Origin of the sequence: Pseudomonas sp. V98_8, assembly GCF_029967975.1 — a bacterium.
Taxonomy (GTDB): domain Bacteria; phylum Pseudomonadota; class Gammaproteobacteria; order Pseudomonadales; family Pseudomonadaceae; genus Aquipseudomonas; species Aquipseudomonas umsongensis.
Genome location: NZ_JASCAE010000033.1, coordinates 17784 through 39345 on the forward strand (window position 1 = coordinate 17784; position 21562 = coordinate 39345).

General features: G+C 61.9%; 19 protein-coding genes. 16 read left to right on the forward strand and 3 right to left on the reverse strand.

Annotation, left to right across the window (positions count from 1 at the left end; genetic code table 11):
- Window positions 1-7: 7 nt before the first annotated feature.
- From QLG10_RS09290 to QLG10_RS09335, 10 genes are all read left to right on the forward strand, one after another.
- A complete protein-coding gene (locus QLG10_RS09290) occupies window positions 8-1066 on the forward strand; it encodes an acyl-CoA dehydrogenase family protein (protein ID WP_282487035.1) in 1059 nt (352 codons plus the stop codon).
- Between the two features lie 3 nt (window positions 1067-1069).
- Window positions 1070-2221 carry an acetyl-CoA C-acetyltransferase gene (locus tag QLG10_RS09295; RefSeq protein WP_282487037.1) on the forward strand — a complete coding sequence of 384 codons (1152 nt, stop codon included), beginning with the start codon at window positions 1070-1072 and terminating at the stop codon, window positions 2219-2221.
- Window positions 2222-2280: 59 nt separating this feature from the next.
- Window positions 2281-3159 carry an SDR family oxidoreductase gene (locus tag QLG10_RS09300; RefSeq protein ID WP_110755122.1) on the forward strand — a complete coding sequence of 293 codons (879 nt, stop codon included), beginning with the start codon at window positions 2281-2283 and terminating at the stop codon, window positions 3157-3159.
- 316 nt (window positions 3160-3475) lie between these two features.
- Window positions 3476-4261, forward strand: a complete 786-nt coding sequence (locus QLG10_RS09305; protein ID WP_110755123.1) for an SDR family oxidoreductase — start codon at window positions 3476-3478, stop codon at window positions 4259-4261.
- 10 nt (window positions 4262-4271) lie between these two features.
- Window positions 4272-4742, forward strand: coding sequence for a MaoC family dehydratase (locus tag QLG10_RS09310; protein ID WP_282487040.1), 471 nt, complete (start codon window positions 4272-4274; stop codon window positions 4740-4742).
- A 6-nt stretch (window positions 4743-4748) separates the two neighbouring features.
- Complete coding sequence (locus QLG10_RS09315; RefSeq protein WP_282487042.1) at window positions 4749-5954, forward strand: acetyl-CoA C-acyltransferase; 1206 nt, start codon at window positions 4749-4751, stop codon at window positions 5952-5954.
- 76 nt (window positions 5955-6030) lie between these two features.
- A complete protein-coding gene (locus QLG10_RS09320) occupies window positions 6031-7248 on the forward strand; it encodes a helix-turn-helix transcriptional regulator (RefSeq protein WP_188264956.1) in 1218 nt (405 codons plus the stop codon).
- Between the two features lie 78 nt (window positions 7249-7326).
- Complete coding sequence (locus QLG10_RS09325) at window positions 7327-8703, forward strand: DUF1329 domain-containing protein (RefSeq protein ID WP_188264957.1); 1377 nt, start codon at window positions 7327-7329, stop codon at window positions 8701-8703.
- A gap of 175 nt (window positions 8704-8878) precedes the next feature.
- The gene (locus tag QLG10_RS09330; protein WP_188264958.1) at window positions 8879-9919 is read left to right on the forward strand and encodes a Rieske 2Fe-2S domain-containing protein; all 1041 of its coding nucleotides are present in this window, start codon (window positions 8879-8881) and stop codon (window positions 9917-9919) included.
- A gap of 106 nt (window positions 9920-10025) precedes the next feature.
- Entirely contained in the window at window positions 10026-10199 is a 174-nt protein-coding gene (locus QLG10_RS09335) for a hypothetical protein (protein ID WP_020801033.1), read from the forward strand.
- On the opposite strand, the gene QLG10_RS09340 is transcribed toward QLG10_RS09335, so the two are convergent.
- Entirely contained in the window at window positions 10186-10344 is a 159-nt protein-coding gene (locus tag QLG10_RS09340) for a DUF2986 domain-containing protein (protein ID WP_020801032.1), read from the reverse strand. The two genes, QLG10_RS09335 and QLG10_RS09340, sit on opposite strands and share 14 nt — an antisense overlap.
- 237 nt (window positions 10345-10581) lie before the next feature.
- Here QLG10_RS09340 and QLG10_RS09345 point away from each other — a divergent pair, with 237 nt between their 5' ends.
- The 6 genes from QLG10_RS09345 to nahK all read left to right on the forward strand — a co-directional run bounded on the left by QLG10_RS09345 (window position 10582) and on the right by nahK (window position 20055).
- Window positions 10582-11103 (forward strand): sigma-70 family RNA polymerase sigma factor, encoded by a 522-nt coding sequence (locus QLG10_RS09345; RefSeq protein WP_020801031.1) that lies wholly within the window; start codon window positions 10582-10584, stop codon window positions 11101-11103.
- The gene (locus QLG10_RS09350; RefSeq protein WP_282487050.1) at window positions 11100-12062 is read left to right on the forward strand and encodes a FecR domain-containing protein; all 963 of its coding nucleotides are present in this window, start codon (window positions 11100-11102) and stop codon (window positions 12060-12062) included. Before QLG10_RS09345 ends, QLG10_RS09350 begins: the two co-directional genes overlap by 4 nt.
- A 100-nt stretch (window positions 12063-12162) precedes the next feature.
- Window positions 12163-14643 carry a TonB-dependent siderophore receptor gene (locus QLG10_RS09355; RefSeq protein ID WP_282487055.1) on the forward strand — a complete coding sequence of 827 codons (2481 nt, stop codon included), beginning with the start codon at window positions 12163-12165 and terminating at the stop codon, window positions 14641-14643.
- A gap of 250 nt (window positions 14644-14893) precedes the next feature.
- On the forward strand, window positions 14894-16078 hold the full coding sequence (locus tag QLG10_RS09360) for a porin (RefSeq protein WP_248678434.1): 1185 nt from the start codon (window positions 14894-14896) through the stop codon (window positions 16076-16078).
- 250 nt (window positions 16079-16328) lie between these two features.
- On the forward strand, window positions 16329-17492 hold the full coding sequence (gene nosP / locus QLG10_RS09365) for a nitric oxide-sensing protein NosP (protein WP_179054451.1): 1164 nt from the start codon (window positions 16329-16331) through the stop codon (window positions 17490-17492).
- Entirely contained in the window at window positions 17461-20055 is a 2595-nt protein-coding gene (gene nahK / locus QLG10_RS09370; protein WP_282487095.1) for a hybrid sensor histidine kinase/response regulator NahK/ErcS', read from the forward strand. Before nosP ends, nahK begins: the two co-directional genes overlap by 32 nt.
- Before the next feature lie 103 nt (window positions 20056-20158).
- On the opposite strand, the gene QLG10_RS09375 is transcribed toward nahK, so the two are convergent.
- Together QLG10_RS09375 and QLG10_RS09380 are read right to left on the reverse strand one after the other, a co-directional pair.
- Window positions 20159-20824 carry a response regulator transcription factor gene (locus QLG10_RS09375; protein ID WP_008056546.1) on the reverse strand — a complete coding sequence of 222 codons (666 nt, stop codon included), beginning with the start codon at window positions 20822-20824 and terminating at the stop codon, window positions 20159-20161.
- A gap of 56 nt (window positions 20825-20880) precedes the next feature.
- Complete coding sequence (locus QLG10_RS09380) at window positions 20881-21438, reverse strand: PQQ-dependent catabolism-associated CXXCW motif protein (RefSeq protein WP_110754411.1); 558 nt, start codon at window positions 21436-21438, stop codon at window positions 20881-20883.
- Between the last annotated feature and the right edge of the window lie 124 nt (window positions 21439-21562).

Here is a 21562-nt window from a genome sequence, read left to right on the forward strand (position 1 = left end):
AACCGCCATGGACTTCACTTTCAACGATGACCAACTGGCGTTCCACGAAGCCATCAGTCGTTTCCTGATGACCGAAGCCGCCCCGGAAATGCTCCGGGAAATCTGGGAGACCGATGCCGGGCGCTCCCGCGACCTGCGCAACAAGATCGCCGGCCAGGGCCTGACCGCCTTGTCGGTGCCCGAGGCCGAAGGCGGCCTTGGCATGGACGATGTGACCTGGGCCCTGATGACCCAGGAGCTTGGTTACTACGCCATTCCCGACTCATTGGCCGACACCGCCTATGTCGCCAGCGGCTTGCTCGCCGCTCTGCCGGCGCAGCATCCGGCCCGCGCCGACCTGTTGCCGCGCATTGCCGATGGCAGCTTGCGCCTGGCGATCAGTCATCCGGTCAATGCCCTGGTCAGTGATGCACAACTGGCCGAAGTGTTGATCCTCACCGATGGCGATGACATCCATGTGGTGCCGCGCTCCGAGGTCGAGGTGGAAAACCACCCGAGCATCGATGCCTCGCGACGCCTTGGGCGGGTGACCTGGGCTCCGTCGCCGACCACCTGTGTGGCCAGTGGCGAGCAGGGGCGGACCTTGCAGGCGCGCCTGCTGGATCGTGGCGCGCTGTCGGTGGCCGGGCAACTGCTGGGGCTGGCGCAGCGCATGCTCGACCTGTCGGTGGACTACGTGGCCCAGCGCAAGCAGTTCGGCAAGCCGATCGGCAGCTTCCAGGCGGTCAAGCATCACCTGGCCGATGTCGCCCGCTACATCGAACAGGCCAAGCCCGTGCTTTACCGCGCGGCCCATGCCTTGGCGCGGGGTGACGTCAACGCGGGCGCCTGGGTCTCGCAAGCGCGCCTGGCGGCCAACGAAGCGAGCTGGCTCGCCGCGCGCAAGGGTATCCAGGTGCATGGTGCGATGGGGTACACCTGGGAGGTGGATTTGCAGATGTTCATGAAACGCGCCTGGGCCCTCGATGCGTCCTGGGGCGACCGCGGCTTTCACAAAACCCGTGTCAGCGACTACCTGTTCGCCGACGCCACCGGCCTGGGGCCGGGGCATACTTTCGAGGAATGAGTCATGGCACAGGCCTACATTGTTGATGCACTGCGCAGCCCCACCGGCAAACGCAAGGGCTCATTGAGCGAGATCCACGCCATTGACCTGGGCGCCCATGTGCTCAAGGCGCTAGTGGCGCGCAACGTGATCCCCGCCGAAGACTACGACGACGTGATATTCGGTTGCGTCGACACCATCGGTTCCCAGGCCGGCGACATCGCCCGCACCAGCTGGCTGGCCGCCGGCCTGCCGCTGACGGTGCCCGGCACCACCGTGGATCGTCAGTGTGGTTCGTCGCAACAGGCGCTGCACTTCGCCGCGCAGGCGGTCATGAGCGGCACCCAGGATGTGGTCGCCGTGGGCGGGGTACAGACCATGACCCAGATCCCGATTTCTTCGGCGATGCTGGCCGGCCAGCCCCTGGGCTTTGCCGATCCGTTCTCGGGCAGCGTTGGCTGGTGTGCGCGGTTTGGCCAGCAGCCCGTCAACCAGTTCTACGCCGCACAACGGATCGCCGATCACTGGCAGATCAGCCGCGAGCAGATGGAAGCCTTTGCCCTGCAGAGCCACGAACGCGCCCTGGCGGCCATCGCCAGTGGCCGATTCGCCCGGGAAATCGTCAGCTGCCAAGGCCTGGCGGTGGATGAAACACCGCGCCACAGCAGCCTGGCGAAGATGGCCGAGTTGCAACCGGTGGACCCGCAGTTCCCGTCGATCACCGCCGCCGTGTCCAGCCAGACCTGTGACGCCTCGGCGGCACTGCTGGTGGTGTCCGAGGCTGCGCTCAAGCGCTACGACCTGACGCCTCGGGCGCGGATTCATCACCTGACGGTGCTCGGTGACGATCCGATCTGGCACCTCACCGCACCGATCGCCGCCACCCGCCGGGCTTTGGCCAAAAGTGGCCTGAGCATGGGCGACATTGATCGGGTCGAGATCAACGAAGCCTTCGCCTCGGTGGTCATGGCCTGGGCCAAGGAGCTCGATTACGACCCGGCGCGCACCAACGTCAACGGCGGCGCGATTGCCCTCGGACATCCGCTGGGCGCCACCGGCGCACGCTTGATGACCACGCTGCTCAACGAACTGGAATGCAGCGGCGGTCGCTACGGCCTGCAAACCATGTGTGAAGGCGGCGGGCAGGCCAACGTGACCATTATCGAACGCCTGTAGTTTTTCATATGGGCCGCCGCTTCGGGCGCGCGGTCATCCAATATTTCGAGGAGTCAAACATGACGATGTGTGCAGACCGCACCGTAATCATCACCGGGGCCGGCGGTGGCCTCGGTCGCGCCTACGCGCTGGCGTTCGCCGCGCAAGGGGCCAATGTGGTGGTCAACGATATTCGCGCCGAGGCCGCAGAAGATGTAGCGGGGGAGATTCGCGCCAACGGTGGCCAGGCCATTGCCAACAGCGACGACATCACCACCCTGGCCACCGCGCAACGCATCGTCGATGCGGCATTGGCGGCGTTCGGTGAAGTGCATGTGCTGATCAACAACGCCGGCGTGTTGCGCGACCGCATGTTCATCAGCCTCAGTGAAGAAGACTGGGACATGGTCATGCGCGTCCACCTCAAGGGTCATTACTGCCTGGCCAACATCCTCGGCCGCCGCTGGCGTGACCTGGCCAAGGCCGGCACGCCGGTGGACGCGCGAATCATCAATACCAGCTCCGGCGCCGGGTTGCAGGGTTCGGTGGGGCAGTCCAACTATTCGGCGGCCAAGGGCGGAATCGCCTCGCTGACCCTGGTGCAGGCGGCGGAACTGGCGCGCTATGGCGTCACCGCCAACGCGCTGGCGCCGGCAGCGCGTACCTCAATGACCGAGAGCGCCATGCCTGACGTGGTGAAGAAACCCGAGGACGGCAGCTTCGATGCCTGGGCCGCGGAAAACGTCGCGCCCCTGGTGGTCTGGCTGGGCAGCGCGGCGTCGGCCCACGTCACCGGCCAGGTCTTCGAAAGCCAGGGCGGTCGCATCTCCCTGGGCGATGGCTGGCGCACGGGCGTTACCTGCGACAAGGGCGCGTTGTGGAAAGTCGAAGAAATCGGCGCGGCGGTGGATGCAATCCTCGCCGAAGCGCCGAAGGCGCAGAAAGTCTGGGGAAGCTGAGGGGCATATTTGGACGTGAGAGTGCCGAGGGGTACGGGGTGATGTGATCGTTCCCACGCTCTGCGTGGGAATGCCGCCAGGGACGCTCCGCGTTCCGCAGACGGCGCATGACATGAGCCCTGCGCAATGGTGACGCGGAGCGTCCCAGGATGCATTCCCACGCAGAGCGTGGGAACGATCGCAATTTCTGTAGGCGCGAGCAGGCTCGCTCCTGCAAAGGGATTGCGTCGCGGCCTTTCTACCCCATTTTGACGATGTGCCCACGCAACCCCTTGCGTACAACTGCAGCGTATTGATTTCTTCGGAGGTAGACGCTGTGAAACAAGCCCCCCCTTATGTTCCCGGTCATCAATTGCTGGTCGGCAAGTCGGTGCTGATCACCGCTGCCGCGGGTGCCGGTATCGGTTATTCGGCGGCCCGGCGCAGTGCAGAGGAAGGTTGTCGGGCGTTGATGATTTCCGATGTGCATCCGCGGCGCCTGGAGGAAGCGGTGGAGCGGCTCAAGGCCGAGACTGGCCTGCAGGCGATTTATGGCCAGCTGTGCAATGTCACCGTCGAAGACGAAGTCCAGGCCCTGGTGGCCGCGGCCGAGGAGGCGCTGGGCGGGGTCGATGTGCTGATCAACAACGCGGGCCTGGGTGGTCAGAAACGCGTGGTGGAGATGAGCGACGAAGAATGGTTGCGGGTGCTGGACGTGACCTTGACCGGCACCTTCCGCATGACCCGGGCGATGTTGCCCCACATGCAACGCCGTGGCGCCGGGGCCATCGTCAACAACGCCTCGGTGCTCGGCTGGCGGGCACAGAAGGAACAGGCCCATTACGCCGCTGCCAAGGCCGGTGTAATGGCCCTGACTCGCTGCAGCGCCCTGGAAGCCGCCGAGTTCGGCGTGCGCATCAACGCGGTTTCACCTTCGATTGCCTTGCACGATTTTCTCAAGAAAGCCTCCAGCGAAGAGTTGCTCGCCAGCCTGGCCGGGCGCGAGGCGTTCGGGCGCGCCGCCGAAGTCTGGGAGGTGGCCAACGTGATGATGTTCCTGGCCAGCGACTATGCCTCCTACATGGTGGGCGAAGTGTTGTCCGTCAGTTCACAACAAGCTTGAGGGTGGGCGCATGAGTCACGTTTTCAGCAGTGCCCAGGCGTTGCTTGCGGCCGAGGGCCTGGACCTGGGCCACACCGAATGGCTGACCATCAGCCAGCAGCGTATCGATCTGTTCGCCGAAGCCACCAGCGATCACCAGTGGATTCACGTGGACCCGGTACGCGCCGCCAGTGGCCCGTTTGGTGCCTGCATTGCCCACGGCTACCTGACCCAATCGCTGGCCAACCTGTTCATGCCGCAGTTGCTGATCATTGAAAACATGGCGATGGGGGTCAACTACGGCAGCGACCGGGTGCGCTTCCCGGCGCCGGTCAAGGTCGACTCGCGGGTGCGCGGCAGCGGCCAGATCATCCGCGCCGAACCACTGGGCGATGCCGTGCAACTGACGGTGCGCATCACCGTTGAAGTCGAAGACCAGGCCCGTCCCGGCTGCGTGATCGACACCATCAGCCGCTACACCTTCAACCCCATTTGCGAGTGAGTACCCATGGACCTGAATGAAGTCGTCATCGTCGCCACCGCCCGTACCGCGCTGGCCAAGTCGTTTCGCGGATCGTTCAACGATACCGAGGCCCCGGTGCTGGGCGGCCATGTGGTGCGCGCGGTGGTCGAACGCGCTGGCATCGAGCCTGCCGATGTAGAGGATGTGATCATGGGCGCGTCGGTGCAGCAGGGCACCCAGGGCTTCAACATCGGTCGGCTCTGCGCCTACACCGGCGGTTTGCCGGACAGCGTGCCGGGCATGGCCGTGGACCGCATGTGCGCCTCGGGCCTGATGAGCATCGGCATGGCCGCCAAGGGCATCATGACCGGCGAGATGAGCATCGCCATCGGCGGCGGCGTGGAGTCCCTGTCGCTGACCCAGACCAAACACAAGAACGCTTATCGCGCCCGATCCGAAGCGGTGCTGCAGGTGATGCCCAGCGCCTATATCCCGATGATCGAGACCGCCGAGATCGTGTCGCGCCGCTATGGCATCAGCCGCGCCGCCCAGGATGAGTATTCGCTGCTGAGCCAGCTGCGCACCGCCGCCGCGCAGCGAGACGGCTTGTTCGACGATGAGATCGTCGGCCTGAGCGTGGATAAATTACTGTTCGCCGATGGCCAGCCCAATGGCCATGAGCGTGTGCAGGTGGTCAAGGACGAGTGCAACCGTCCCAATACGCGCCTGGAAGACCTGGCGGCATTGAAACCGGTGTGGAAGGACGGCAGCTGGATCGAGCAGGGCGAGTTCGTCACGGCGGGCAACGCCTCGCAATTCTCCGACGGTGCCGCCGCCAGCCTGTTGATGAGCCGGGCCGAAGCCAAGCGCCGCGGGTTGACGCCACTGGGCATCTACCGCGGCATTGCCGTGGGTGGTTGTGCGCCGGAGGAAATGGGCATCGGCCCGGTGATCGCCATTCCCAAGCTGCTCAAGCGCTTTGGCCTGAGCGTGAAGGACATCGGCCTGTGGGAGATCAACGAGGCTTTTGCCAGCCAGGTGCTGCATTGCCGCGATGCGCTGCAGATCCCGGCGGAGCGCCTGAACGTCAACGGCGGGGCGATTGCCATTGGTCACCCGTTTGGCATGTCCGGTGCGCGGATGGTCGGCCACGCGCTGCTCGAAGGACGGCGCCGCGGTGTGCGGTATGTGGTGATTGCCATGTGCATCGGTGGTGGCATGGGCGCCGCCGGCCTGTTCGAGCTGCCATGAGGCCAGCGGGACACCGACGTTCGGTCGATTAAATCCATGGGGGTCCGTCAGTCGGGCCCTCTGCTGGGGAATGGTTATGCAAAGTTGTGTGCCCAATGCACAGGTCCTGGCGCAAATGGGCCTGGACTTGGCCGAGTACGAACGGATTATTGGCAACATCTACGATTCGGCGATGGACACCCGCTGCCTGAACGATTCTTTGCGCGAGCTGAGAACCTTGTTCAAGGCCAACTTCGTGACCTTGATTTTGCGGGTCCAGGATGAGCCGCTGTTGTCGCCCATGGTGGTGGCGGGCGATGTCGAACTCGGGGAGGGCGGTATCAACCATTATGCCTACTACGCCAAATCTACCCTGTTCGACGGCCTGCCTACCGATACGGTGTTCACCGTCGATGAGCTGATGAGCGATGCCGAATGGTCCAGTTCGGCGTTCTACCTGTTGTTTTGCCAACCCCACGATTGCTATCACATGCTGGGTGCCGATATCCGCATGCCGGATGGCGGCACGGTGCGGTTGCGGATCAATCGACCCCAGGGGCACCCGGCTTTCAGCACCCTTGAACGGGCCCTGTGCGCCATGTTGTTGCCGCATTTGCGCCGGGCCCTGCACATGCATTCGTTGCTCGATCGCAGCGAGTCCCTGGGCAGCCTGTATTCGCAGACGATCAGCCGCCTGGCGGTGGCAACCTTCGTGCTCGATGAAAACGGCAGTGTGCTGCAACTCAACCCAGTGGCCAGGGAGATTCTCGACAGCCAGGACGGCCTCAAGGTGGTGGGCGGTCGGCTGGAAGCGACCTACCCCAGTGATAATCGGGAGTTGGCGCGCCTGGTTCGCAACGCCTTCCAACGTGCCAGGCAGGGCGTGGGCAAGGGGGTTCAGGTGGCGGAGGCGACGTCGATATCCCGCCCCTCTGGACAGGTCAGCCTGGGCGTGGTGGTGGAGTTGATTCCGTCCCAGGAATTGCTCGAAGGCAATGGCAAGCCCACGGTGGTGGTGTATGTGCGTGATGCGGTAAGCAAGTCGCTGGTGAGCACGGTGCTGACTTCGCAGTTGTACAACCTGACCCCGGCAGAAACCACGCTGGCCCTGGAACTGGCCAACGGCCTGTCGCTGGAGGAAGCCTCGGAAATCCTCAATATCCGTCGCAATACCGCGCGTGCCCACCTGCGCTCGATCTTCTCCAAGACCGGCGTGCGGCGCCAGACCGAGCTGGTGCGGATCATGCTCAACAGCGTTGTGGCCCTGGGGGCACCGCAGCCGGCGGTGAACCCGGCCAGTGCCAAAACGCGTTAGTCCGTGCGGACGATGCTGCCGGGTTCCTCGCCTGTCGATACTGGGCAACCGTTGCGAACGTGAATAAGGAGAATAAAAATGAACGGCAGTAATCAGTCCCCAAGCTGGGCCTTGGCGTTGTTGTTGGGATGCTGTGCCATCGGCACGGTGCATGCCGCGCCAGAGGACATCGAGCGCCTGGGCAAGGACTTGACGTGCCTGGGCGCGGAAAAGGCCGGTAATGCCGACGGCAGCATTCCGCCGTTCAGCGGCAAGTGGCTGGGCGTTCCACCCCACGTCGATTTCAAGGGCACCGGCAACCACCCGGTAGACCCTTACCCGGATGACAAACCGCTGTTCGTGATTACCGCGCAGAACATCGCCCAATACAATGATTACTTGTCCGATGGGCAGAAAGCCCTGTTCAAACTGTACCCGGGCACCTACAAAATACCGGTTTACCCCACGCGCCGGGATTTTCGCTTCAACGACGCGGTCTGCCAGGCCACCAAAGAGAACGCCAAGGTGGCGCGGCTGGTCGATGACGGCGAAGGGGTGGTCGGCAAGACCGGCGGCACCGCTTTCCCGGTGCCGCGTAGCGGCCTGGAATTGTTGAAGAATGCCTCGACCTTTACCTTGCGGGCCTGGACCGAGGAGTACGTCTCCGACAACGCCTACGTGCTCAAGGACGGCAATATCAACTGGGGCCGCGTGCATTCACGCAACCTGGCGCCCGGGCTCGAACCGGACAAGATTGGCGATACCACAGGCAACTCGTCGTTTTATCTCAATGAAACCCTGTTGCCACAACGGGACAAGGGTGAGATCAACACCGGTACCGAATTCTGGAACGACAAGACTGAACCGCGCCAGGCCTGGCGCTACGATCCGGGTACGCGGCGCGTGCGTCAGTCGCCGGGGTATGGCTTCGACATGTCGTTCCCGGGCAGCGGTGGTTCCATTACCGTCGACGAGGTGCGCCTGTTCAACGGTTCGGGGCAACGTTATGACTGGAAGATCGTCGGCAAGCGCGAGATGTTCATTCCCTACAACACCTACCGCCTGCATGCCGCCAACCTCAAGTACGCCGACTTGCTGACCCCTGGCCACATCAACCCGGATGCCATGCGTTTTGAGCGCCATCGGGTCTGGGAGCTGGAAGGCACGCTCAAGCCGGGCTTCCGCCATCTGTATGGTAAACGCAAGCTGTACATCGACGAAGACACCTGGTTCCCGATGCTCGCCGACAACTACGACAACCGTGGCGAGCTGTGGCGCACCTCGATGGTCAACTATTTCTACGCCTACGAAAGCCAGAGGCCGCAAGCGGGCGTGGGCCTGTACTACGACCTCAATGCCGGCAGCTACCTGGCGTTCAACCTGATCAACGAACAGCGCAACGGCTACCTGTTGAATAAAACCGGTTTCAGCCCCCGGGACTTCGGCCCGGAGGCCGCTCGCCGCTTCGGCCAGTAATCGTCAAGCGCGGTGCCCTTGGAAACAGGGGCGCCGATTGAGATTGGGTCGCGTTTGATCTAGTCCAACTGAACGATGACCTCCTGGCGCGGCTACTCAATGATGTTCGCCATGGGATCACCCTGTATTTCTTGGGGACTTTGCCTGTCCCGAAGTCTGCAATCGAGGAACAACAATGACCAAACTCGCTGAAATCAACATCGAGAACGCCCAGCGTAGCCACCGTTACGCGCGCGGCTGGCACTGCCTGGGCAATGCCGCCGACTACCGTGATGGCAAGCCCCATACCCTGGAAATCTTCGGCACCCGCCTGGTGGCCTTCGCCGACAGCCAGGGCCGCATCAGCATTCTGGATGCCTATTGCCCGCACATGGGCGCCGACCTGTCCCAGGGTACCGTCGAGAACGACAAACTGGTGTGCCCGTTCCATCACTGGAAGTACGACACCGGCGGCAAATGCGTGGAGATCCCCTACTGCAAGCGCATCCCGCCCAAGGCCAAGACCCGCAGCTGGTTGACCTGCGAGGAAAACAACCTGCTGTTCGTCTGGAACAATCCCGAAGGTCGTGCGCCGAAAGAGGGCGTGGTCATTCCGCACCTGCCGGAGATGGACGATCCGGACTGGGTGCATGACTGGAACATCGACACCATGCACATCGAAACCAACCCGCGGGAGCTGGTCGATAACCTGGTCGATGCCCAGCACTTCGGGCCAGTGCACGGTACGCCGACCAAGTACTTCGCCAACGTCTTCGAAGGGCACATCGGCCATCAGATTTTCCATGGCGACTCAGAGCGCCTGGGCGGCGACCTGATCGCGCCATCGGCTTACTACGGCCCGGCTACCCACTTCACCCATATCAGCTCGATGTTCGGCGATGTGCGCATCCACGCCATCCTGCTCAACAGCCACGTGCCGGTGACACCCAACAGCTTCGACCTGCGCTTTGGTTGCATGGTCAAGCGGGTGCCGGGCTGGACCGAAGAGCAGAACCAGGAAGTGGCCAGGGCCTATGTCCAGGGCAACCGCGACTCGTTCTACCAGGACGTGGTGATCTGGAAGCACAAGATCCGCATCGACAAACCGGTACTGGCAGAAACCGACGGCCCGGTCTATCAGTTGCGCGAGTGGTACGAGCAGTTCTTCACCGACGAGGACGACGTGCCCGCGTTCATGGCCGAGCGTCGCGAGTTCATCACGGTGGACGAGCGCTGACAGAGCAACAGGGCGCCTTCCCGAGAACCCCATCCGTCGCGGAAAGGCGCCGTTCCCAAGGCACTGCTAACGCAGTTTCGATTCAAAGGTCATGAGAGCACAGACAATGAAAATAAAAAGTCTTCTCGCCTACTACATTCCTTTTTTGGTCCTGTTTTTCCTGGTGTTTACCGTACTGTTTTCCGTGCCGCCGGAACCGGCCAGTGTCAAGGCCTGCAAGCGCTACGCGAGCTGTGTGGCCATGAGTTCGAGCGCCCCCAACTGGATCAATTTTCGCTAGGGGAACTGATCGAGGCGTCAGCTTCGGCAGCCAGTTTCAATCGGTCGGCCTTGCTGATGTATTTAGGCTTTTTCGGCGCCAGTTTGGCGCTGGCCTTTTTGGCCTTCTCCTTGAACAACTGCTTCAGCTTTTTCTGACGGTTCATGTTTTTCCACCTGGCTTGTAAGTTCTTGAATGATATCAGCGTCGCCCTTGCCTTGCCCTCGTTCTTCGCCTGTAGGAGCAAGGCTTGCCCGCGAACCAGGCGCTGTGGTGTATCAGTAATACCGCGTTATCGTGCTTTGCCGCCCGCTGGCTCCTACAGGCCACAGTGGCTATTGCAAATCACCCTGCGCACACATGACAATGCGAGTCATTATCACTCGCGAATTATTCCATCGTCATGTCCGCCAACGATTTATCCCTGCGCAACGCTGTCAATGATCTGTATTGCGACCATCACGGTTGGCTCAAGGGCTGGCTGCGCAAGCGTCTGGGCAATGCTTTCGATGCGGCGGACCTGGCGCAGGACACGTTCGTTCGGGTCATCAAGGCGCGAAACGCGCTGGAGATTCGCGAGCCACGGCCCTACCTGTCGATGATCGCCAAGGGCTTGCTGATCGATCTGTTTCGCCGCCGTTCGCTGGAACAGTCCTACCTGGAAGCCTTGGCCGCCATGCCCGAATGGCAGCAACCTTCATTGGAGGAACAGGCGATCCTGTTGCAAGCCCTGATGGAAATCGACCGCCTGCTTCAAGGATTGGGGACCAAGGTCAAGCAGGCGTTCATCCTGTCGCAGTTCGACGGGCTGACCTACCCGCAGATCGCCGAGCGCTTGAACATCAGCACGCGCACAGTCAACAACTACATGGCCAAGGCCATGGAGCATTGCTGTTTGATGCAGATTCGGCTGCAACTGGCGTGAGCCTTTCGCCTGCTGAGTTGAAGGCGATTGGCGCCGCTGCCCAGTGGTATGCCCGACTTCGGTCGGATATCGCCACCGATGCGGATCTGGCAGCCTGGAACGACTGGCTGGCTTGCGACCCTGACCATCGCCAAGCCTGGCAGCGCATGCTCGACGTGGGCGAGCAGATGGCCAGTGTGCCGGGCTCATTGGCTGCGCCAGCCTTGCGTGGCGCTGATCGATCCCGGCGCCAGGTATTGCGCAGTGTGCTGGTGCTCGTATCAGCCGGTTCGCTGGGCGGGCTGGGCTGGCACAGCGAGACCTCGCGCAAGCTGTTTGCCGATTTTCGCACCGCAGTGGGTGAGCGCCGTGAGTTTCGTTTGGCCGATGGCAGCGCGTTGCTACTTAACACCGATACGTCGGTCAACCTTCGCTTCGACGGTCGTCACCGTGTACTCGACCTGTTGCGGGGCGAGATACGAGTGACGACCGCGGTCGATCCCTTGCAGCGGCCGTTCAAGGTGCTCACTCGTCATGCAGAGGTGTTGGCGCTCGGCACGCGTTTTATCGTCCGCTGCGATGAGCAGGGCGCTGGCGTGGCGGTAATCGAGAAGGCCGTCGAGGTCCGTTCGGCTGGCGCTGGCTCGACGGTGCGCGTGGAAGCCGGCCAGTCCCTGGACTTCGATGGCCGCTCATTGGGCGTTGTACGGCGCAACGATGCTTCGGTCGGTGCCTGGCAACAGGGAAGCATCATCGCCATCAATCGTCCCCTGGCCGAGTTGCTGGACGACCTTTCGCGCTACCGCCCAGGTGTACTGCGCTGCGATCCGCGAATTGCCCAACTGAAAGTCTCCGGCGCTTTTCCCATTGATGACACTGACCTGGCGCTGGCTGCGCTGGAGAGTGGTTTCGCGCTACAGGTCACTCGGTACAGCCGGTATTGGGTCGATGTGTCGTCGCCTGCCACCACGCTTTCATAGTGAGTTGAAAAAAGTTTGTCAGCGTTTTGCACTATTGATGCACATCGTTCGGCTCATCCCTCAATGAGTTTTTACAGATCGGCTTTGGGGGAGGGGAAGCATGTTACGGGTGTACAAGCCGGGTCGTTTGGCGGCCGCAGTAAAGTTCGGGCTATTGGCGGCAACGACGGCGGGTGTCTGGTCAAGCGTAGCGTTGGCGGTGCAGTTGCCGGCGCAACAGCAAAACTCGGTCAAGTCCTTTGACATCGCTGGCGGCAGCCTGACTGAAGTCCTCAGTCATTTCGCCAGCGCGGCAGGTGCTGCGCTTTCGTTCGATGCGCGACAAACCGATGGCTTGAAATCTCCAGGGCTCCAGGGAGCGTTTGGTGTCAGCGAAGGGTTTGCGCGGATTCTGGCGGGTAGCGGACTGCAGGCCGAACCGCGGGCTAACGGTACGTATGTGCTGCGGCCGGTTCCGCAAGTCGGTTCGGCGCTGGAACTGGGCGCGACCAACATCAATGGCCAGGTGCTGGGCGCGACCACCGAAAACAGCGGCTCGTACACCACCGGAGCGGTCACCATCGGCAAGGGTGAGCACTCGCTCAGGGAAACGCCGCAATCGGTCACGGTGATGACGCGCAAGATGCTCGATGACCAGAACCTGAACACCATCGACCAGGTCATGGAAAAGACCCCGGGCATCACCGTCTACGACTCGACCATGGGCGGCAAGTACTTCTACTCGCGCGGGTTCCGCATGTCGGGCCAGTATCAGTACGACGGTGTGCCCCTGGACATGGGCAACCTCTATGTCCAGGCCGACAGTTTCAGCGGCGACATGGCGTATTACGACCGGGTGGAAATTCTGCGCGGCGCCGCGGGCATGATGAAAGGCGCGGGTGGCACCGCCGGTGGGGTGAACTTCGTGCGCAAACGCGGCCAGGCTGCCGCGCACACGGACATCACGCTGTCCGGTGGCAGCTGGGACAACTATCGCGGACAGGTCGATACCGGTGGCCCGCTGAACGAATCCGGCACTTTGCGCGGCCGGGCGGTGGTCGCGGAGCAGAGCCGGCACTATTTCGTCGACGACGCCAGTCGCAAGGACCAGGTGTATTACGGCGCGCTGGACCTTGACCTGAGCCCCGACACCACGCTCGGCCTGGGGGTTGCCTATGAAGACGTGGATGCCAGCCCTTGCTGGGGAGGCCTGCCGCGTTACAAGGACCGCAGCGACTTGAAGCTCAGCCGCTCGACCTGTCTCGATCCCTCGTGGAACACCTGGCGCAGCCAGCGCACCACGGTCTTCAGTGACCTGAGTCACCAGCTCAACGACGACTGGGCCTTGAAGGTCGCCAGTGTCTATACAAAAAACACCCAGGACATCAAGTACGCATTCGCTTCCGGCGCCGTGACGCCCGGCACCGATACCACCGGCATGCTGGGCAGCATGTACGACTACGATCAGGTCGATTACGGCCTGGATGCCTACGTCGACGGCAAGTTCGACGCGTTCGGTCAACGCCATGAACTGGTGGTGGGTTTCAATGCCAGCCGTTCGAAAAAGAACGACTTCTACTCGGTGGCGTTCCTGCCGCAGCGCCAGAATGTGTTCAACCCCGACAAGTATATTCCGGAGCCGGATGACAGCTACTTCATCGACAATTCATCTCGCGGCGGTCCGGTCGACTCAGTCACCAGGCAGAAGGGCATTTACTCGACACTGCGCTTGAAACTGGCTGATCCACTGACCGTTGTCGTTGGCGGCCGGGTGAGCTGGTACAACTCCGATACCGACTACGACTTCATCAACACAGGCACTTCGGAGCACGCCAGCACCACAGAGACCGGGCAAGTGACGCCGTTTGTAGGTGTGCTGCTGGACCTGAACGAGAACCTGACCGCCTACGCCAGCTATTCGGAAATCTTTACCCCGCAAGGCAATTACCGCTCAGAAGACGGTGCTGCGCTCAAGCCGCTCGTGGGCCAGAGCTATGAGCTGGGGATCAAGGGCGCCTGGTACGACGGTCGACTGAACAGCGCCTTCAACCTGTTCCGCACGATCCAGAAGGACCAGGCGCAGACTGATTTCAACTCGTCCTGCCCGTCCTCCGATGGTTACTGCTACGTCAATGCCGGCAAGGTTCGCGCCCAGGGTTTCGAGGCCGAGATCAGCGGTGAAGTCATCGAGCGCCTGCAAGTGCTGGCGGGTTACACCTATACCCAGACCAAGACGCTCGACGATATCGACACCAGCCTGAACGGCGCAGCGTTCAACAGTTATGTGCCGCGGCATATGTTGCGGATGTGGGGCGATTACGCCCTGAGTGGGTCGCTTGAGCGATTCACCCTGGGTGCAGGGGTCAACGCGCAAAGCGATAACTTCCGTGTTTCACCTTCAAGTGGTGAGAAAATCAGCCAGTCAGGCTATGCGATCTGGAACGGCCGTATCAGCTACCGCATCGACGACACCTGGTCCGTCGCGCTCAACGGCAACAACCTGTTCGACAAGCGCTACTACGCCACCATCGGCACTGAGACCTTCGGCAACTACTACGGTGATCCACGCAACTTCATGTTATCGGTCAAGGCGAGTTTCTAACGACGGCAGATGCCGCAATCGTGCAGTCGTTGCAGGAAAAGCCCGGGTCGCAAGAATCGGGCTTTTCGATGGGCGTACAGGCCTACACCCTAAGTTGTGAGCCCTGCCGACCGGCGGTCTTACGCCACAGTTGCCGCGCGCTTGCGGCCATTCCAAAGCACCTCGAAACCACCCCCAAGGCAGCGTATGGCGCCGCCCGTCAGCTTTCGATAATCGCCTCCGACACCTCGTCCCAGTCGCGGAGCGCGCCATGCACAACAATAAGAATTTCACCCATCGTTTTTTACCGGCCTTGATCGCCAGCCTGTCTGCCCTCGGCATGAGTGCCACGGCCGAAGCCGAAATCATGCTGTACGACAAGGACCAGACCACGTTCTCCACCGACGGCTACATCAACGCCTTCTATGTGAACAGCGATGTCGACCGCGAAGGGGATCAGTACGACCGCCGTCAATCGCGGGTGAAAATGGGCTTCCTGCCCAACTACCTGGGCTTCAACATGGGCAAGCAGGTCGATGACCTCAAGCTGGGTGCCCGTGCCTCGTTCTGGGTCACCATCAACGACAGTGAAACCAATGGCACCGACACCGCCATCGATGTGCGGCAGTTCTACGGCACCGTGGCCAACCCCGAGTGGGGGGAAGTGCTGATCGGCAAGGACTTCGGCCTTTTCGCCCGCTCCAACATCCTGCTCGACGAGTTGCTCGCCGGCTACGGTCAGGTCAGCGATACCCTGGGACTGGTGGATGGTGGCGGGGTGTCGTTCGGCAACATCGGCACCGGTTACCCCTATCCGTTCCCGACCTCGCAGATCACCTACCGCACGCCGGTGATGGACGGTTTGCGCGTGGCGGTGGGGATCATGGACCCGGTGGACACCAATGACAGCAGCCCGACCGGCAAGGCCTACCAGGAGAATCCGCGCACCGAGAGCGAGATCACCTATCAGTTCGACCTCGCCGGGGCGAAGATCTACAGCTGGGTCAACGGCAGCTACCAGACTTCGGACAATACCGATTCCAGCGTCGACACCGTCACGTCCAAAGGCGTCGGTTATGGCGTGCAGGCAAAAATGGGTGGCTTGTCCCTGACCGGGTCGGGCTTCCAGGCCAAGGGCATCAACCCGTTTTTCACCAACAACGCCGGCGAACCGACTCTGCGCAACGTCGACAGTGACGGGTACCTGTTGCAGGGCTCCTACAAACTGGGCAAGAACCGCCTGGCCTTGTCCTACGGCAAGACCAATGACGATGGCAACGGCGTGGTTGGCAGTGGCGCGGACTACGAGACCCGCGGCATCGCGCTGTTCCACGACGTGAACGACAACCTCAAGCTGGTGGCCGAGTACAACCAGTTCGAAATCAACGGCCATGACAGCAGTGCGCAGAATGAAGACACCGATACCGTTGCCCTGGGGGCGGTGTTGACCTGGTAAAGCCGTACTTGACTCATCTCCCCTGTGGGAGCGGGCTTGCTCGCGAAAGCGCTCCTCCAGTCGATATTCAAGGCGCCTGACACACCGCTTTCGCGAGCAAGCCCGCTCCCACAAGGGGGTGGTGTTTGGGAGTGCTCTGACACAGCTCTCCTCCCATTGAAGCGCCTACCTGCTACCCAAGTAGCATTCGTGGCACTCGGCAGGCTTCGTACACTCGTGCCTCACACACACGCACCTGCGAGGGGCGACGATGCAGCAGGTCCAGAACGAAGGGATCGTCAGTGCGATGTCCCAGGCCACCGATCCGCAGCAGGTGGCGCAGGAGCTGGCGCGGCAGTTGCTGCATCCGCACCTGGGCTTCGTGCTGTTTTTCTGTTCCGCCGAGTACGATTTGCAGGGGTTGGGCCAGGCCTTGCAGCAAGGCTTCGGCGGCATACGCCTGGCGGGTTGCACCAGCGCCGGGGAAATCACTGCGCAAGGATATGGGCGCAATTGCGTGACGGCGGTGGGTTTTGATCATCGGTACTTTTCCATCGCCCTGGAACTGATCGACGAGATGGAGCACTTCAGCCTGATCGACGCGCAGCAGATGGTCGAGCGCCTGGTCAACGGCTGTCGCAGCAACACCCTGGCGCCTATCAAGGGCCACAGCTTTGCCCTGACCTTGCTCGATGGCCTGTCCAGCCGCGAAGAAATGGTCCTGGCCGCCTTGAGCGCGGCCCTGGGCGACATCCCGCACTTTGGCGGCTCGGCCGGAGACGACAACTACCTGACCCACACCCATGTCTACTCAGGCGGCGGCTTTCACAGCGGCGCAGCGGTGGTGGTGCTGGTCAATACCTGGCTGGACTTTGAAGTGTTCACCACCCACCACATTCTGCCGCGAGCGGAGAAACTGGTGGTCACCGGCGCGGACAGCGCCTCGCGGCGGGTTTTCGAACTCAACGCCGAGCCGGCTGCCGCCGAGTACGCCCGGCACATCGGCGTGCCGGTGGGCCAACTCGACCACCGGGTCTTCGCCGCGCACCCCTTGGCGGTGCGGATCAACGAGCAGTATTACGTGCGCGCCATCCAGCAGGTTCATCCGGACCTGAGCCTGAGTTTCTATTGCGCGGTGGAGAACGGCATCGTGCTCACCGCCATGACCCCGGGCCCGTTGCTGCCGAATCTGCAGAGCCTGTTCGACGGTTTGCAACAACGGCTCGGCGATCTGTTGCTGACCATTGGTTGTGACTGTTTCCTCAGGCGCCTGGAGCTGGAGGACAACGGCAGCCTGGAGCAGATCGGCAGTTTTTTGCGCGAACAGCGGGTGATGGGGTTCAACTCCTACGGAGAACAGTTCAATGGCATGCACATCAACCAGACCTTCACCGGCGTTGCCATTGCCCGCGGTCGGTCCCGTGGACAGCGCTGAACTGCGGGCGCAAATCGCCGTCCTGCAGCACGATAATCAGAAACTGCAACGCATCAATGCGGCGCTGATCGAGCGCATCGAGTCCGGCATCACCCGCGGCAACGATCCGTATGCCGCCTTCCAACATTCGGTGGTGTTGGCCGAGCAGGTGCGTGAACGCACCGATGCCTTGAACCAGGCCATGGCCGAACTCAAGGCGGGTAACCATTTGCTCAGTGAAGCACGCCTGCGCGCTGAAACCGCCCATCAACACCTGATCGATGCCATCGAGAGCATTTCCGATGCCTTCGTGCTGTTCGATGCCGAGCAGCGCATTGTCTTGTTCAACAGCCGCTTCAAGGCGTTCTGGAGCAACAGCCGGGTGCGGATCAACGCCGGCATGCGTTTGACCGAGGTCAAGCGCCTGATGCAGAGCAACGGGTTGTTTACCGAAGAGCCTCGCGGGCATGCCGACGAAAACCTGCTGTACCGCCTGCAGGACGGTCGCTGGCTGCAAGTCAGCGAACGGCCGACCCAGGAAGGTGGGCGGGTGATCCTGTTTACCGACATCACCGACGTCAAGCTCAGCGAGACCGTGCGCCGGGAACAGGCGGTGGCGCAGAAGTCGCACTTGCTGCAACGGGCGGTCGACAACCTCTCCCAAGGGGTGGCGATGGTCAATGCCGAGGGCATTCTGGAACTGTGGAACCGGCGCTTCCTCGAGCTCAGCGGCTTGGCACCGGTGGCCGCCCATCGGCCCTTTGCCGAAGTCATCGCCGACAGCGAACTGACCCTGCTGACCCCGGCCAGTCGCGGTCCGAATGGGCGCCCTGTGCAGGAGTGCGAACAACGCCTGTGCGATGGCCGGGTCCTGGAAATCCGCACCCATCCATTGCCCACCGGCGGTTTCGTCAACACCTTCACCGACATCACCGAACGCTACCAGCACGCCGAAGCCCTGAGCGAAAGCGAGCGCTGGATTCGCTTGATCACCGACCATGTGCCGGCATTGATCGCCTACCTCAATGCCGATCTGGTCTACGAGTTCACCAATAAGGTCTACGAAGAATGGTACTGCTGGCCGCGCGGCGTGATGCTCGGCCAGAGCCTGCGCGAAGTGCACAGCGAGCAGCATTACCAGCGCCTGGAGTCCTACGTGGCCCGAGCGCTGGCCGGGGAGAGCGTGACCTTCGAATTCGCCGAGACCAACGTCAACAACCAGGAGCGCTACATGTTGCGCTCCTATGTGCCCAATCGCCTGGCCAGCGGCGAGGTGGTGGGGATCTTCGTGTTGATCCGCGACATCACCGAGCGCCGCCGTACCGCCGAGGCGCTGCACCAGGCTTATCAGAATCTCGAACTGCGGGTGCGTGAGCGCACCGCCGAACTGACCCACCTCAACGACCAGTTGCTGCGCGAAATCGACGAACGCCGCCGGGTCGAATCGCGCTTGCGTGAGGCCAAGCTGGAAGCGGAACAGGCCAACCTGTCGAAAACCAAGTTTCTCGCCGCCGTCAGTCACGACCTGCTGCAACCGCTGAATGCCGCGCGGTTGTTCACCAGTGCCTTGCTGGAGCGACGCGAGCCGATTGCCAACGAGAACCTGGTGCGCAATGTCAGCAACTCACTGGAAGATGTGGAGAGCCTGTTGGGCACCCTGGTGGATATTTCCAAGCTCGATGCCGGTGTGATCAAGGCCGATGTTGCGCCGTTCGCCTTGAGCGAACTGCTGGAAAACCTCGCCGCCGAATACACCCAGGTGGCGCGCAGCGAAGGCCTGCAACTGCATTTCATCGCCTGTTCGGCCCTGGTACGCAGCGACATCCAGTTGCTGGCGCGCATCCTGCGCAATCTGTTGAGCAACGCTATTCGTTATACCTACAGCGGTCGCGTGGTGCTGGGTTGTCGGCGTCATGAGCAAAGCCTGTCGATTCAGGTCTGGGACAGCGGGATGGGCATCGCTGAAAATCGCCTGGAAGAAATCTTCCAGGAGTTCAAGCGCGGTGATGTGCAACGCCCGGATCAGGACCGTGGCCTGGGCCTTGGCTTGGCGATTGTCGAGAAAATCGCCGGCATTCTCGGCCACCGCATTCACGTGCGTTCGTGGCCTGGCCGGGGCTCGATGTTTTCAGTGGAAGTGCCGATCAGCGCCACCGCACCCAAGCCATTGCCGAACCTGCTGATGAGCGAGCCGATGCTCGAACGACTGCGTGGCGCGCGGGTCTGGGTGCTGGACAACGACGCGACCATTTGCGCCGGGATGCGCACGTTGCTGGAAGGATGGGGGTGTCGCGTGGTGACCGCGTTGTCGGAAGAGGACCTGGCGCGGCAGGTGGACAACTACCATGCCGGCGCCGACCTGTTGATTGCCGACTATCACCTGGACAACGACCAGAACGGCGTCGATGCCGTTGCGCGGATCAATGCTCGCCGCGCTTGCGCGATCCCGGCCATGATGATCACCGCCAACTACAGCAATGAACTCAAACAGCAGATCCGCGAACTGGGCCATACCCTGATGCACAAGCCGGTGCGGCCGATGAAGCTGAAGGCGGCGATGAGTCACTTGCTCGCAAGGCCCTGAGGTCTCTAGTGTTTGCGAGGGCCTCTTCGCTGGCAAGCCAGCTCCTACAGGATGATGGTGATCCTGTAGGAGCTGGCTTGCCAGCGAAGGGGGCAACACCGTCTCAACGGCGCAGATATGACCCGAAATCGATATCCCCGGCACTCAGGATCGCCTGCACGCGGTTGTGCACGTTGAGCTTGCGCAGGATCGCCGAGACGTGGGCCTTGACCGTGGTTTCGGCGATTTCCAGGGTGTAGGCGATCTGTTTGTTCGATTCGCCCTTGGTCATGCGCTCCAGGACCTGCAGTTGCTTGCGGGTCAGGGCCTGGAGCAGTTCCGGCGGGAAGCTCGGGGCATCGTTCATCCGCCGGTGCGTACTGCTTTTTGCGGTGCGGATGATGTCCGGCGGCAGGTAGACATTGCCGTTGAGAATCTGCTGGATCGCCTCGGTCATCTGCGCACGGGGCGAGGATTTGGTGATGAAACCCACCGCGCCGTAAGTGATGGCTTGCAGGACGATCTGCTTGTCCTGCTCGGCGGAGACGATGACCACGGGAATGGTCGGCGCTTCGTTGCGCAGGTTGATCAGGCCATTGAGCCCGTGCATGCCGGGCATGTTCAGGTCGAGCAGGATCAGGTCCAGGTCATCGTGTTCCTGGGTCAGCGCGAGGGCACTGTCGAGGTCGGCGGTCTCCATCACCTCGCTACCGGCAAAGCCATCGCTGATGACGTTGTGTATGGCTTCGCGAAACAGCGGGTGATCGTCGGCAATCAGAATTTTGTACATGGCCTTTCACCTCATTATTTTGATTATGGTGTGGCAACAACACGCACGCGTAAAGCTCAGGGAAAGGGTTCGGGCTGGGCTGGCGTGACCGGCAGCCTGGCAGCCTGCCAGGCGTCGAGGCCATCGCGATACCAATACAGTGATTTATAGCCCAGGCTGGCCGCGCGTTTGACCGCATTCCAGCTCAACCAGCAATCGGAGCGGCAGTAGAAGACCAGCGGTTGCGTCGGGTTGCCGGCCGTCAGTTTTTTCAGGTTGTCGGCGAAATACGCCTGCCACTGCGGCGTCAGTTCACCGTCGCCCGTGTTGGCCAGCCAATGGCTGCCGGGCAGGTTTTCGTGGGGCTGGTCTTCGATGAAGCGGCCTTGAAGCCATTGGCGGCGGTAGACGTCGATCAGCACCGGGCGCGGGTCCTGTTCAAGCAGATTTTGCAGGATGGGTGTATCGATGATGGTCGCGTCCTGCATCACGTCCGGCGTAGGGCTGCGGTACAGGTCGATGCGATAGCCGTCATGGGAAAACAGCGGGGTTTGGGCGTGTACACCGCCCAGCCACAGGCTCAGCGACAACGCAGCGAGTGTGGGACGCAACAGGTGACGTCGGGCACGCGGCATGGGGTAGGTCCTTATAGTTATGAACCCATTACATGCCAGTCGCGCTGCGTTGGGAATGCGACGATAGACAGGTAAAACCAGTACTAAAGTAGTAAGTTTTCTGTGGCGAGGGGATTTATCCCCG